The sequence below is a fragment of the Paraglaciecola sp. genome (assembly GCF_039943935.1).
In the GTDB taxonomy this organism is placed as follows: domain Bacteria; phylum Pseudomonadota; class Gammaproteobacteria; order Enterobacterales; family Alteromonadaceae; genus Paraglaciecola.
On sequence record NZ_JBDUZQ010000001.1, the window covers coordinates 162,945 to 177,811 of the forward strand.

10 protein-coding genes are annotated in these 14,867 nt (G+C 40.0%); 4 read left to right on the forward strand and 6 right to left on the reverse strand.

The annotated features are described in order from the left end of the window. Nucleotides 1-120: 120 nt before the first annotated feature. Nucleotides 121-741 carry a 23S rRNA (uridine(2552)-2'-O)-methyltransferase RlmE gene (rlmE, locus tag ABJD71_RS00730; protein WP_348163037.1) on the reverse strand — a complete coding sequence of 207 codons (621 nt, stop codon included), beginning with the start codon at nt 739-741 and terminating at the stop codon, nt 121-123. A 197-nt stretch (nt 742-938) separates the two neighbouring features. Here rlmE and ABJD71_RS00735 point away from each other — a divergent pair, with 197 nt between their 5' ends. Continuing rightward, nucleotides 939-1,682, forward strand: a complete 744-nt coding sequence (locus ABJD71_RS00735; protein ID WP_348163040.1) for an RNA methyltransferase — start codon at nt 939-941, stop codon at nt 1,680-1,682. 19 nt (nt 1,683-1,701) lie between these two features. On the opposite strand, the gene ABJD71_RS00740 is transcribed toward ABJD71_RS00735, so the two are convergent. Together ABJD71_RS00740 and ABJD71_RS00745 are read right to left on the reverse strand one after the other, a co-directional pair. Next, entirely contained in the window at nt 1,702-2,388 is a 687-nt protein-coding gene (locus tag ABJD71_RS00740; RefSeq protein WP_348163043.1) for a sulfotransferase family 2 domain-containing protein, read from the reverse strand. Between the two features lie 320 nt (nt 2,389-2,708). Beyond that, entirely contained in the window at nt 2,709-3,797 is a 1,089-nt protein-coding gene (locus ABJD71_RS00745) for a CFI-box-CTERM domain-containing protein (protein ID WP_348163046.1), read from the reverse strand. A gap of 240 nt (nt 3,798-4,037) precedes the next feature. Here ABJD71_RS00745 and nrtS point away from each other — a divergent pair, with 240 nt between their 5' ends. Together nrtS and ABJD71_RS00755 are read left to right on the forward strand one after the other, a co-directional pair. Beyond that, complete coding sequence (gene nrtS, locus ABJD71_RS00750) at nt 4,038-4,241, forward strand: nitrate/nitrite transporter NrtS (RefSeq protein ID WP_348163049.1); 204 nt, start codon at nt 4,038-4,040, stop codon at nt 4,239-4,241. A 558-nt stretch (nt 4,242-4,799) separates the two neighbouring features. Continuing rightward, nucleotides 4,800-7,166, forward strand: a complete 2,367-nt coding sequence (locus ABJD71_RS00755) for a P-loop NTPase fold protein (RefSeq protein WP_348163052.1) — start codon at nt 4,800-4,802, stop codon at nt 7,164-7,166. Nucleotides 7,167-7,490: 324 nt separating this feature from the next. Here ABJD71_RS00755 and glmS read toward each other — a convergent pair whose 3' ends face one another. From glmS to ABJD71_RS00770, 3 genes are all read right to left on the reverse strand, one after another. Then, nucleotides 7,491-9,323: a glutamine--fructose-6-phosphate transaminase (isomerizing) gene (gene glmS / locus ABJD71_RS00760; RefSeq protein ID WP_348163055.1), complete on the reverse strand. Its 1,833-nt coding sequence runs from the start codon at nt 9,321-9,323 to the stop codon at nt 7,491-7,493. A gap of 15 nt (nt 9,324-9,338) precedes the next feature. Continuing rightward, a complete protein-coding gene (locus ABJD71_RS00765) occupies nt 9,339-10,106 on the reverse strand; it encodes a DeoR/GlpR family DNA-binding transcription regulator (RefSeq protein ID WP_348163058.1) in 768 nt (255 codons plus the stop codon). A 220-nt stretch (nt 10,107-10,326) separates the two neighbouring features. Next, the gene (locus tag ABJD71_RS00770; RefSeq protein WP_348163061.1) at nt 10,327-11,256 is read right to left on the reverse strand and encodes a polysaccharide lyase family 7 protein; all 930 of its coding nucleotides are present in this window, start codon (nt 11,254-11,256) and stop codon (nt 10,327-10,329) included. Between the two features lie 402 nt (nt 11,257-11,658). Here ABJD71_RS00770 and ABJD71_RS00775 point away from each other — a divergent pair, with 402 nt between their 5' ends. Continuing rightward, complete coding sequence (locus tag ABJD71_RS00775; RefSeq protein ID WP_348163064.1) at nt 11,659-14,661, forward strand: VCBS domain-containing protein; 3,003 nt, start codon at nt 11,659-11,661, stop codon at nt 14,659-14,661. The last annotated feature ends 206 nt before the right edge of the window (nt 14,662-14,867 follow it).

Consider the following 14,867-nt stretch of genomic DNA (forward strand, 5'->3'; position numbering starts at 1 on the left):
GTTAATTTCAGGAAGGTGCCTATTCGCCGTGACCTTATATTAATAAAACTACGTGGTTGGTATTTAATTCTTGTTAAGTTTGACGCTTAAACTAATTTTTAAGCCTGTTGGTAATAATAACTACCCTTTAAAGCCTTTGCCTACCACGTAGACCTCTCTCGAGCGGGGACGAGAAGCTTCAGGTTTGCGGATCACGACTTTACTAAATGATGCACGCACATCTTTAACATAAGCTTCGTAACCTACACCCTGAAATACTTTGGCGCAAAAGCTGCCGTTAGGTTTAAGAACGTTGCGGGCCATATCTAGAGCTAGTTCTACTAGATAAATAGATGAGTATTGATCAGTGGTTTTTACGCCACTTAAATTAGGTGCCATGTCAGACACCACCACATCGACTTTTTTGTTATCTAAGGCGGCTAATATTTCGTTGTAAACTGACTCTTCAGTGAAATCACCTTGAATAAAGTGAGCGCCAATGATGCTATCCATTGGTAGGATATCTGAGGCGATGAGTTGCCCAGAATCGCCAATAACAGGGGCTATCACTTGTGACCAACCGCCGGGGGCCGCACCTAAGTCCATGACTAAATCACCACTTTTGAATAGTTTGTCTTTGTTATTGATTTCTATGAGTTTATAACTTGCACGAGAGCGATAGCCGTCAGCTTGAGCTTTTTTTACATAAGGATCACTGACGTGTTCGTCCATCCATTTTTTACTGCTTGCTGATTGGGCCATACTTTACTCTGCTGTTACTAACTCTAAAACGACACATATTGTAAGCCCCTATCGTATATTTTCCAATTCAATGGGCTGACAAATGCGCCATTAATTGCAATTAAAAGGCTTAGGGCGGTTTTAGCCTGACTTGACTTAAGCAAACAGATATAATTTGGCCTATTGAGATCCCCAGTAGGCTTGTTAGGCAAGGCGATATGAAGTTAGACGACGTTAAAAAGCTACATCAAAAAAAATACCGCACCCAATTAGGTTATTACTTAGTAGAGGGGGAGCACCTTATTCTTGAGCTACAAAAAGCAGCCTTAACGCAACAACATCTTAAAAATATTACCCTATATGTCACTGACGACTACCAAGGCTGGGTAGCCAATTTGCAGTTCGAATTTTCGCTGGTGGCTGTAACAACTAAACAAATGTCGCAGTTAAGTAATACTAAATCACCCCAAGGGATTGTTGCCTGCGTGCCCTTACCCAAGGCAATTGATAAAAAACTAGAAAGCCCGGTTGACGAGACTTGCATCTACTTACATGAGGTACAAGACCCAGGTAACTTAGGGACTATTTTAAGAACTTTGGCTTGGTTTGGGAATTTTAGGTTATTGCTTAGTGCCAATAGTGTTGACCCCTTTAACCCTAAGGTGGTGCGCTCCAGTATGGGGGCAATTTTTCATGTACCTATCGAATTAGATGTCGAGCTTGATGCATTACAACAACGTTTTGATAAGTTTGCTTACCTAGATATGCAAGGTAGCCCAGTGAATACAGCAGATTTTGCCAATTACGATTGTTACCTATTCGGTAACGAAGCTAGAGGAGTGCCAAAAAACGCGCTAACTCAATGCAATGCAGACGCATTTACCATACCCGGTAATGGCACCATTGACTCACTGAATTTGGCCAGCGCAGTTAATATGTGTGTTTACCAGTTATCGATTTAATTGTACAAAGTTATTGCACTTAAAACTCATATCCGTGCATAGCAATTTCTAGAGAAAACGCCTGCCCAATATGATCTTTTTGCTCTGGCGCATATACCTCTTGATACGGACGTTTGTCAGCACGGTACGCACCTTTAGCTCTAACATTAAGGCCATTTTCAAAGGGAATAGAAAGCTCTTTGAATACTTCGCCTAAATGCTGCTCTAATGATTCAAATTTGAGTACTCGATCCACCATTAAGTTACCTCTATGGTCCATATATTTGGGAGCGTTATGGCAAAGTTTACCGTACTTAAGGTATTGGTCGAAAGTCATGGTATCACCCTGGCGTTTTCGCCTCATATGATATTGAGATAGGGACTTGTCCCAAGGGTTACGGTCTACACAAAACTTATAATAACTGTTCCAAGTTGTTGCAGGTATACGATGTTTTATATTCATGGCTGAAGAGTGGTTTCGGAATTTTTTAGCTTTCATCAAATCCCAAACAATGGATGCTTTCTCTTTTGTGGGGACTTTTCTTAACTCAGGAAGTGGGTTCCACAAGCCTTTATGATACTGGGCTTTGTGTGGCTCAACTCTAGGAAAAAGAGGGGTAAGTACATCCTCCTCACCACAAAATTGGGAGAGATAATGCTCGATGCTGGTACCGGCTGTTTTAACTGTCTTGATGAAAATGAATTTGTGTTTGTGGCTAATTATCACTGTATTAAACCATGCTATAGACAAATGTACTGTTGACTATGACCATGAAAATATAAATAAGTTTGTATTATTTTTATGCATTAGTTTGATTGATAGTACGTGGGGTTTACAGAGGTATTAGATAGTAATTGGTACTTAATTTGCCAGAGTGAAACCATGGTTCAAGGTAGTATCTATTTTAAAGTAGTTATTACTTACTTCGTCTTTATGTCTTCTTTTTTAAGTTATCTGCCATCTCGAAAATTGAGCTCAAGGATGAAAATGCGTTAAATCTAATTGGCGTAACAACGATTGACATAAACAGACTCAGGTTATTCATGTTAAACCTTTAAGTATTGCTTTTCTAAACGTTTCATCATGGCCGTGTATCGCCAAAGTGTGAGTTTATTCAACTTTAACTTTGCCAAAATTGCTGAGGGTAGAATGTCTCTAAAATATATACTTTGGAGTATATTGGATTTGTTTCCCTTATTATTGATGACCTGTAATAATTTAGGTGCAGTGTCGTAATATCTATCGATTAGCGAGTTGCCTTTGGGGAGTGTCAAAAGATAATTGTCTCGAAAAGCTCTTAATTGCGTTAATTCCCAGCAGTCATCCGTGAGACCAATATGGCCACATGTTGCACTGGAGACAAAGCAATCATCATATTCACAAAGATTTTGAGCTAATTTTTTAGCTATAGGTGTGTGAATTTCTAGCGATTGCTTTATTAATTCAGCTAGCCCCTGCATTGGGATGTCTAGGTAATACATAGGCTTGTCATCAAAATAATAGGCTAGTAGGAGTTTCTGTGATTTAAGCATATGTTCAATATCGAAACTCGGGATCATGCTGCTTTGTGAGGTGTCAGCATTCCATACTTTATTGATGCGAGGCTTTTGCCCATCCGTTATAAGGTGCAACGTAGCCATTGGGTCTTGGGTTATTGGTTCATCATTTACAATATATAGCCCTGGCTCCCCTGGTTTTTTACTCACATACCTAATGCTGTTTCTAGAGATATCGATATTTTGTAATATATCATTCACCACAAATTCTAACTTGGGGCGGCCATTTTTTATGGTAATAGTTATCTCAGGGTTTAGTGGTGCTTCACGATAACCGAATGGACCTGATTCGAATATACCCTCTCTATAGACCTCGATGTATTCAGTCTGGTAAGGCGAATCGGCACTTTCAGAGCCTTGATAAATAGATTGCGCTTCAACAGGCATAAAGTGGCTTTTACTATTTTTGAGAGTAATTGAAATTTCGCGGGCATCAATCTGCGCTTGCCAAGCGCCTTGTTGCAAACTATCGGAATCACAGTTAGGTATTGTTGTTTGTCCAAATACCAGATTCGATTTGGTAAGTGTTAATGGTAGCAGGCCAAGAGCCCCTAAAAAACGACGGCGAGTGTTGGACATATAATCCCTTATAGTTTTTGATGATGTTTCAAAACCATAAACAAGTTGCTTAATACCTGTCAATAAAAAGGGCGGTAGGGAGAAATCTCCGATCATACGTGGGTATAACAAAAAGCGACTCTAGCCAGGTTGTATTGACTACTAATTAGGTTGCCAAGACTATAGGCAAGAGCAAATGAAAGTTTTTACTGTAAAAAAGGTCTACTGTGCAACACGGTCAAAATTGGTGTACCCCTTGATATGGTTATCACGAGCAAACAAGTTAAAACAGCCGCTTATATTAGTATTATTGTTGGCACCATACTCACCTTGATAAACCAAGGTGAGGCATTTTTTGGTGAAGGTGATTTAAATTGGTTCAAAGTGATCACCACCTATATCGTTCCCTTTTGTGTCTCTTTGTATTCAAGCATCATGGCAACCCGAGGTACTCCAAAAATATAAATAGCATTTACGAGTATGTAAAATCCGGTATGGGCCTGATAAAAATGGTGACACCGGTTCAAGAAGTCATGCGTGAAAGAAATCTATTTTACCTCTAAAGTGGCGAAGCGTTTATGTTGATTAAAGAATGTGAATATGACAGCACAATTTACCAAATTGTTGAGCGAATTAGACCCAAAGTCGCTAGTATGAAATTTAACATAGACTGCGCTTCTAGAAGTTTACCGTGAGCATAGGGCCCCATGCTCCAACGTATTCAAACATGCAATACATCATCGCAAGCAGTGTACTTCAACAGATTTTGGCTTTATGTCGATGTTATCGACATAAGCGCTCTATATGTGTATGAAATTAACTTTTATGTACACGACTAGCTCCATGTGTATAGTTTTTTAGATTTTCTATACATGTTCTGCTTTTATGTATAGATAATAGGATTTACTGTGTTTGCAGTTTTTCTCCGTCTAAGCTGCATTACATCATTGCAGGCTCAATCGGACCCTTTTGTTCCCTAAATTTTTTAGTGAATAGCCTTTTTATTAATTAACAGGAAGTTAAATGATAATAAAACGATATTGTGATCTATTGCTTTACACAGTCATTAGTTACCTCTTCTTATTATTTGTTGGTGATACTAGTTTGTGGAAAGAGTGGAGTTCTTTTTGCCAAAAAATCTATTACACTCAAAGCTCACCTATTTTCTCTAATGTCATTTTTGTTGTTGCTGGGCTGCTTATAAATATGTTGGCGACTCACTTTCATATTTATCATCCAAATAGAGCCTTGAATCCTTGCTGGCGATTTCCCCCGCTAACGTTTTCAGTTGGGGTATTAGTTTTATTCTGGGGTTTTCAGTCATCACATCAACTTGTAACTCTGATGGTTAGTAGTTGGGGATTGTTTGTTGGTTTATTAATTCTGCCTGCTTTGCATTTTTTTCTTTGTAAATTCCCTAGGTTTAAGGAAGCTAGTATCCAACCCCCTGATTCACCAAAAAGTTTGGAAGAGCTGGATTCAGAGCCAAAACATGCGGCTGAATTACTACTGGAGAAACTTGAAAATGGTCAACACCATATTGCGTTGTGTGGTGCCTTCGGAACGGGTAAAACAAGCATAATTGATGCGGTCATCACTAAACGAAAAGAAGACAATAAAAATTCTCTTATACATTGCAATATCGATTTATGGGGAATTACAACCAGCTCAATTGTGGAGTTTGTGCTGGACGAGATTACACTAGCATTATCTGAGCATATGGATGTAAGTGGGCTTAAGCGATTACCAGCTCATTATTTGGAAGCAATAAAAACTAGTAATTCATCATTGAGCTTTCTTTCATCGTTATTACATAAGCACGAGTCTCCAGATAGTTTGCTTCAACATTTAGCTCAGTTGTTACAAATAACCGGAAAAAAACTTGTGGTAACCATTCAAGATATCGATAGAAACGAGGATGCAAAGGCCAGTATGTCGCTACTAGCTGGATTACTAGAGCGGTTAAAGTCGCCTAGAAATAACATTACCTATATTTTTGCTGCAGAGAATACACCAGAGTTTTCTGAAACTATTCGTCGAATTTGTCCAGTCCGTATCGATGTATTAAAGCCAATCTTAAAACAGCAGGTTAAATCATTACATGAAGAGCTAGTTGCTACCTTGCCAAAAGGATATCTAAAGGACTTGTCGTGTGATAGAGCAAAGCTCTTTGATGCAGAAATAGCTGCAGGCATACTGCCTTCTTTCCGAGCCTTTGAAACGTTAGAAAAAATGGTGCGCCAAGTTTGGGGTAACGTTGATGATGCAGGGAAGCTTCTCTATGGGGAAGTTTACCCTCATGAGCTCATATTGATGTACGCTCTCAAAAATGAATACCCACAGGTATTTGATTTAATTATTCATGCATACACAACTGTTACCGAAAATACTCTAGAGGAGTTATTAACTAAATATATGTCACAGGCTTCTATGGCGGAGAAAGATTTTGCTATAACTATTTTCAGCACTTTGGGTTTCTTAAATGATTGTGAATATCGTGATGTTCCTGGACCATCTAACGATGATATAAAACAGAGAGATTTAGATCTTCAAAGATCATTTGAGTCAGCACCCGATGTCTTGTCTATTGTAAACCAAGACCGCAAGCGCTTGATCATTCAAGGTGGTTTTATTTCGGAGAATTCCTTAAGTCACATCGAAGCTTATGACTTATTCAAGGCGATAGCTCAAGGTAACTTGGAGAAAACGGATACTTTGATTTCTAAAGTGTGTAGCGACAAGCAAGACAAATGGTTAGCGGTACTAGAAAGCTACGGCATCCCTATTCTTTTCACTTCCAATCAATGCCAAGAGGTACCGCAAAAAATAGTTCATGCATTTTTATCAGTGCCTAACTCAGAACTATCTTACAAATTAATAAATAGCATTAAGCCCAAAATTGAATTTTTTGCAAATTCTGAGCTTACGAATTGCATTGTTCCTTATTTGATATCTGATCAATTTAGTAATGATATACAACTGTGGATGGAACACTTAAAAGTAGAAGTGCTCGACGATATTGTATTTATTATAAGCCAAGTTGCTAAATTTAAAGAAGGGCTGGGTGTTGAAGATGTAAATATTCACTCTGTGATACGCAGAATAGTTATGGGTATCGCTAAAGATCGCTCTGATAAGAGCACAGCAATATTGATATCACTTTCCTACTGTAGAATTTTAGGAAATGCTCTTTCAGACCAAGATATTCAATATATAAAGCAACAGCTTGAAAGTGTAAATTTAGAGTCTGTTAGTTTATTAGTAGCGTATCAAGGGTTGTATCCAGAATATGATTCTATTCGTTTGAAAGAATTGAAAGAATTGAAAGATGAATATCGTTCGGCCTTAGCGGGATTAGAAAACATAGCCAAAGTAGAAGTTGATAGATAAATTTCATCGAGTATCAGCTTTACGCTGTAGCTATAAATTTAAAAGATAAATGTAATGGCAATCATTGGGGTCCAAATCCTAAATGGTAAGGTCCTTTTATAAAATTAGTATCTGGTGCGCTAGGCGAACAGCATCAATAATGAAAGGTAGAGTAATGCAGGGTGCAGTTGCCGAGATGTCTTGTCAAACTCGAAGTGAATTAGGCTAAGTGAAGTGTCTAACTGGCGCAGCCAAGCTTAGAGTACGAAGCAACTACCTTTAGGCATTGCCATAAAAAAAGACGCTTTCGCGTCTTTTCTCAAACAAGCATTAAATCTAAATGAATTATTCGACTGTGACTGATTTTGCGAGGTTTCTGGGTTGGTCTACATCTGTACCTTTTATTACTGCTACGTAGTATGACAGTAGCTGTAGGGGTAGGGTGTAGACGATGGGGGCTATGGCTTCATTACAGTGGGGTACGTTGATTACGCGCATGGTGTCGTCACTTTTGAAGTTGGCTTCTTTGTCGGCGAATACGTACATTATGCCGCCTCTGGCGCGAACTTCTTCGACGTTAGATTTTAGTTTTTCAAGTAACTCATTATTAGGGGCGACGACTATTACTGGCATTTCGTCGTCTATTAAGGCTAATGGGCCGTGCTTTAGCTCGCCTGATGCGTAGGCTTCGGCGTGTATATATGAAATTTCTTTGAGCTTGAGTGCGCCTTCCATCGCAATGGGGTATTGGTCGCCTCGACCTAAAAATAGACTGTGATTCATGTCTGCAAATTCTTCTGCTAGGGCTTTGATGCCGTCCGTCAGTTGTAGGGTTTCTTCGAGTTTTGCAGGCAGGCTGTGTAGGGCTTTAACTATATATTGGTGGTCTTCTTGGGCCATGTTGTTGTGCTTACCAAGTGCCATCGTTAGCATTAAAAAACCGGTTAATTGGGTAGTAAATGCTTTGGTTGAGGCTACGCCTATTTCAGCCCCCGCTAAGGTCATAAATGCGAGGTCTGATTCGCGCACCAATGATGAACCGGGTACATTACATATGGTTAAACTTGCGGCGTAGCCTTGTTCTTTGGCTAAGCGCAGCGCAGCTAGGGTGTCGGCGGTTTCGCCAGACTGTGAAATGGTCACAATTAAGCTGTTGGGGTGTACAAAAGATTTTCTGTATCTAAATTCTGAGGCAATTTCGACGTTACACGATACATTAGCATATTGCTCTAGCCAGTATCTTGCTGTCATACCTGAGTGGTAACTGGTTCCACAGGCTATTATTTGGACGTGTTTAACGTTGGCGAGTATTTCGTCTGCGCCATGACCAAATATATTGGGGCTGATGTCATTATCATGTAGGCGGCCACTAAGCGTGTTACGAATAACCGTGGGTTGTTCGTGAATCTCTTTTAGCATGTAGTGACGATATCCGGCTTTATCGCCAGCATCGTGTTCTAAGTTTGATTCTTTAATTTCACGCTCGACTGGTTGGCCTGCACTATCAAATACTTGAATACTGGTGCGTGTAATCTCGGCTACGTCACCTTCTTCTAAAAACATAAAGCGGCGGGTCACGGGGAATAATGCCATTTGGTCAGAGGCGATAAAGTTTTCACCTAAGCCAAGGCCAATAACTAGTGGGCTGCCTGAGCGGGCTACAATGACTCGGTCTGGGTCATTCGTATCTAGAATAACGGTGCCGTACGCGCCATGGAATTTTTTAACAGCATTTTGAACGGCTGTTAGCAAGTCGTCGCAGTTGTCTAATTCAAAATGCACTTGGTGGGCGATGGTTTCGGTATCGGTATCAGATGTGAACCCATACCCTTTTTCTGTTAGGTCTGTACGTAGGCTCTCGTAGTTTTCAATGATGCCATTGTGCACTACCGCTATACGTTCGCTTGAAAAGTGTGGGTGAGCGTTGGCTTCGGTTACGCCGCCATGAGTAGCCCAACGAGTATGGGCAATGCCTGTAAACCCTTTTATTGGGTGGTGTTGTAGTGCGTCAGCAAGTTCTTTTACTTTGCCTATTTTACGGGTCCGTTGCAGGTTACCTTGGCCGTCAAGTATTGCTACGCCAGCTGAGTCGTAACCTCTGTATTCAAGGCGTCTTAAACCTTCTAATAGAATGGGTACTACGTTTCTTTCTGCGATTGCGCCGACTATTCCACACATAAATTTGCTCCGTGTTCATTGAGTTGAGGCGCACATAACGTTCACGCCGTATTGTTCAATTGTCTGTTTGGTTGTTGCATCAATCTTGTCGTCGGTGACGAGCACCGAAATTGATTGCCAAGGTAATTCCACATTGGGAATTTTACGTTGTAATTTTTCTGATTCTGCTAAAACGATAATTTGGTTTGATACTTCTGCCATAACACGACTAAGGTGGGTGAGCTCGTTAAAGGTTGTGGTACCTCTTTCAATGTCGATACCTGCCGCCCCTAAAAAAGCTTGATCAAAGTTGTATGCTTTTAACATTTGCTCGGCCATTTGCCCTTGAAATGAATGAGATTGGCTATCCCATGTGCCGCCTGTCATGAGTACTTTAGGTTCGTTTTCTCTCTCTAAGACTGACGTTGCCACATGCAATGAGTTAGTCATCACCACTAAACCTAGTTTATTTTTTAACTCAGGTATGAGTGCTGAGGTGGTGCTGCCGCTGTCAATGATGATTCGGTTATGATCTTTAATTAAGGTCGCGGCTAGTTTTGCTATTGCTATCTTTCGAGTCGAAACTGTTTCGTTAGATAACTCGGAAGATTCTTTGGGTAATAATACGGCACCGCCAAACTTTCGTAATAACAAGCCATTGTTCTCTAGTTCGGCTAAGTCCTTACGGATCGTGACTTCTGAGGTAGAAAATACTTTTGAAAGCTCATCAACAGAGACTTCACCTTCATTATTCAGGCGTTCAATTATGGCTCTTCGTCTTTGTTGGGTATTACGCTTTTGCATTTCGCATCAAATAAAGTTTCGATTTGAAATCAATTTTAGTTATTATCTTTCGAATTTCAAGTATTTCTTTCGAAATGTAAGTATGAGGTTTTGTACCTAAACTCTTTTGTTATTTATAGGTAGTAGGTCTATGCATGCAGAGTTTGCAGTAAACCTTAGATTCTAGTCGGTGTAATACACCTCTATTTTTACTACATAAGTTTACATTTAATGAGCTAGGTTAATAGTTGTAACCTGTATGGCTATTTTCTAAACGGTAGAATGTCGCTTGAACATAATCTTTAGGGTTACCTGAGTTGTTTTGATTATAGACTCCAGCTTTGAAGTACATGTATTGATCACGCTTGTGATAACCACTGTCTGTCATGTCGATGACGTGAGTAATATCTTCTTTGCCTTCTCGAATAAGAGAAACAGTTAAGGTGTTTCCTTTCACATCAATTACATAACTGAACCTTTCATTAAGGGCGATACCATCTATTGGGTCTTCTATATTGCTGGCTCTAGAGCCATTGAATTCGTAGTACTGTTCGTTACCTTTGCGTGGCTCGTGTGCTAGGTAAATCACTCCCTTAGTATTATTGGGTAGCTTACGATAGTACAGTCTCGCTGGTTCATCATCTTTAGCATGAATTTGCCCAATAATGACGCGGCCAACTTGCGTAGTCTCGCCGGTTACAGTGACATTGTTGACTGCAACGGTAGCTTTGAGGGTACCGTCAACGCCTCCCGCTTGCCTTTGGGTTTGGCCCCTCACACTACTAAATACCCAATTGTTTTTAGTGACACCTTTGACGTTAACTGAGTTGTCACCTCTTCTTAACATTTCTCGTAATTCGCTGCGTGTGTATTTCGTATTTTTAGAGGTTTTTACACCTTCAACAAATGCAGTAAAAACCATACCGCCGTCATCAGCCGTATAAAAATAGGGTTTGTATTCAAATCCTTTTTCTAAATAAACCGCGGGGATAATATCGACTTGGCCATCTTTATTGGTATCAATAGGCAGGCTGATATTCCAGTCTAGTAGCTCAAAATTATGTCCAGGAGGAAGTGCTGCATTAAGTGTATGTTTTTCGTTAGCTATTGTTGTACAACACATTATTAAAGAAAATAATGATGGGATTACAGCAGGTTTTTGTAAAAACATAATTCAACCTTTAAAAAATTTAACTTAAGCCTTGCTACCTAACTAAATGAGTTGGTAAGTGTGTAAATAATATTAACCCATTCCAATTGGTCATGGCGTTGCCTGTAAATTGGTATTACACAAAAGGAGGATATCACTGCTGCGCCCACTAACCAAAGGAAGTCGATAAGTTACCAGTAATAAGATAGTTTGTAAAAAAAATGTATAAATACGTTAAAATTGGCTAGTAAGATTGGAAAATTTATGGTTTCATAATCAATGTATCTCACTAAGTTAAATATATTGGTAATACCAAAGGTTCGCTTTTCTGTCATACCAATTTGGTTTGCGCTATAGATACATTTACCAGTTGGTTTGCTATGCAGCACCATTTTATAAGTAAAACTTTCGGGAGTAGAAAGCATGTTTAAGAAATCACTAATACCTATAGTTGTAGCAACAGCCTTAGTTGGGTGTGGAGACGACGAGGCTAAGTTACAAGGTAATAGTAACGGAGCCATTGAGATTGTGGGTAGCGATTTCATCGCTGGCACTACATTATCATTAACTCTAACTGACCCAGATGGCATCGTGGATGACTCTGTTAGTTATTCATGGACAAGAAGTTCCGGTGTAACTGTTGCAACAGGTACTTCGTATACGATTACTGAAGAAGACGAAGGATCTATCTTAACTGCCTCTGCTTTATATACAGACGCGGCAGGTTTTTACCAAGCCATTGGTGCCGATACTACTGAAATACTTCCAACTTTAGATGTATCTGCTTTTGTTGTTAAAGGGCCTGTAAGTGGTGCTAGCTGTGATATCGTCTCAGTAGATGATAGCGGTGTAGCAGATTCAAGTATTCAAGCTTCATCTACTTCTGATGCAAGTGGTGCCGTTTCTTTTGTAGATGTGCATTTTACAGGAACAGGATTAATTTCATGTGTTGGTGGTACTTACATTGATGAGTCTACTGGTGAGACTTTAGACGCTCCATCATTAAGAGCTGTGGTTGAAGTAATTGAAGATGTTCCTGATACTGACTCAAGTGAAGAGATTGATAACTCAATTGTAGCTCCTGACTACATTGTGTCTCCTTTAACTGAAATGGCAGTTCTGGCAGCTGCGGATGATCTTACGACGTATTCTGACGAAGCTGACATTATTAATGCCCGCTTTGGTATTCGTTTTGATACTTCTGAAACATTTCCTACTATTGTTGGCGTAGATGCACTTGGCGCAGATGGCGCTGAAGATGCAGACAGATATGGTTCTGTACTGGCTCTTATTTCTCAATTAGACGCAGATGATGCTGACAGCGATATGGCAGCAATTTTATCTGAGCTTGTGGCTGATTTATCAGATGATGGTAGTTATTCTGAAGCAACACTAACCGCATTTGAAACCGCTCAAGAAAACCTAGAAACAACTTCAGTAGTTGCCGCAGAAGTTGACTCAAGCCTACTTGACGTAATTGGCTCTGCAGTTGGTTACAACAATGACCCCGTTGCTGCCATTATTGAAGGCACCGTTAGTGGAGTTGTTAATAATACTGCCACTGACCCTCTAACTGGTGCGCTTACAATTGTTGACCCTAACTTTGAAGAAGATGCATTTATTATTCAAGCTGATGTTGCTTTGGATTATGGTACTTTTAGTATTGAAGCTGACGGAAGTTGGTCATATACAGTCGATGTAGCTAATGAAACGGTTGCTGCTCTTGAGTTAGGGAGTTCAGTTAATGACTCTGTGACTGTTGCATCTATTGATGGTACAACAGCAGAAGTTGAAGTGCGTGTCGCAGCGCTAACACAAGTAGCTAAGATTACCGATATTGGTGGTGATACAGGTGAAATTCGTTTTGATGTTGATAATTTGCGTCAAGGTAAACTAAGCGCTTCTTTCGCTAAAGAAGATGCCCTTGCTAGTGATGGAAACGTAAAGGATGCATATATTACTCTTTACGGTAGTTCAGGTAGCTCTAGTGAGTCGTTAATCGACCTACGTATTCAAGGCAATCAGACTGACGGTGAGGGCAACCCAATTGCCCCGCGCTTCTTTGTTCGAAATACAGATAGTGACGCTTATCCAGGTGACATGATCACAGCACCATTTGTTGAAAATCAATTCTATGATGTAGAAATTGCTTGGGATTTAGACGCAACTGAGCAAATTACAGTAACCATTGACGGTGAAGTAATTGGTGGCGGTTCGTTCTCAACCGCTGCTGTTGTTGATACAGATTTCACCGGTTTAGACCAGTGGTTTTTAGATGGAATTCAGTCAATCCAATTCAGGTTTGGTGACAATGACAGAACCATTCTTTTTGGTTCTTACTATGTTGATAACATTGAAGTGTTTTCTGATACCGCTGGTACTGTAAGCGTGTTTGAAGATGACTTTGAGAGCTATGATGAAGGCGATACGTTAGATGGAACCGGCAGCATCTATAGCTTAGCTATCTACTCTGAGGTTGCAGTGTATGATGTAGGTGATGGCACAGTTGAGGCTACGCCAGCTATATTCCAAAATCTGACCGGGTCAATTAGCAGTGATGAGACAACTGCGTTAACCGGAATGGTAAGTGTATTTGACCAAAATGAAGGCGAGGCATTTATTGTTGAGTCAATGTTAATGGGTACATATGGTACGCTAGACATTTTAGAAGATGGTTCATGGACTTATAGTCTTGATTCTAACAATGCCACTATTGCCGAACTTATTGTTGGTGAGCGTGAGATAGATACTTTCACTATTGAATCTCTTGACGGTACTACCGCCGAGTTAGCAATTACAATTTCTGGAACTATAGTTGTTGCGACTGGTGCGAACAATGTAGCAAGAATGGCAGATACAACCACTGATGCTGATGCTGAATTACGTTTAACAACGGATGCACTTGCTGAAGGTTCTATTTCTGCAACCATTAAGATACAAGCTATATCTGGCTTTACCGCTACAGACGGCGTTGATGAAGATAATACCGCTTATATTAGTATTTACGGTGGTTCTGCTTCTTCAGATAACCTAACGGGTGAACTTGTCTTTAGTAATGGCGCGGTTAAGTATCGTGATGCTGCAAAATCTCAGCAAACCATAGAGGGCTTAACGTATGCTGATGACACTGAGATTGATGCGGTCATTGAATGGACTGCAACAGGTTACTCGGTTTCAATTGATGGTGGCGCAACATTCTTCGGGCCTTACCTTGCAATCAATACAGGTACAGCGACAGAAACGTATCAAATACGTATTGGTAGCTCATCGAAAGAGTCAGCAAAAGAGTTGTTAGCTGATGATATTGTTATCGCAGACGATACAGGTACTGCAGTTCTATCTGAAGACTTTGAGATGTTTGCTGAAGGTGATGATTTGAGCTCAACGTATTCGAGCTCTGCTGAAGCAACTGTTGTAGAAGACTAATAATCTACTAGGTTTAGATTAATCTTTTAACTATTAAATAAAATGCCGCTCATTAACAAGCGGCATTTTTTTATCTTCTATATGCCAACTTATCAACAAACCTCTTTAGTTATAGATTTTTTACTTGTCTGATTTGACGTTGTTCTTCTTTCTTTAAAACTATTAGGTCGATATCGATAGTAGTTTGGCGAACCAGCTAAACCGAT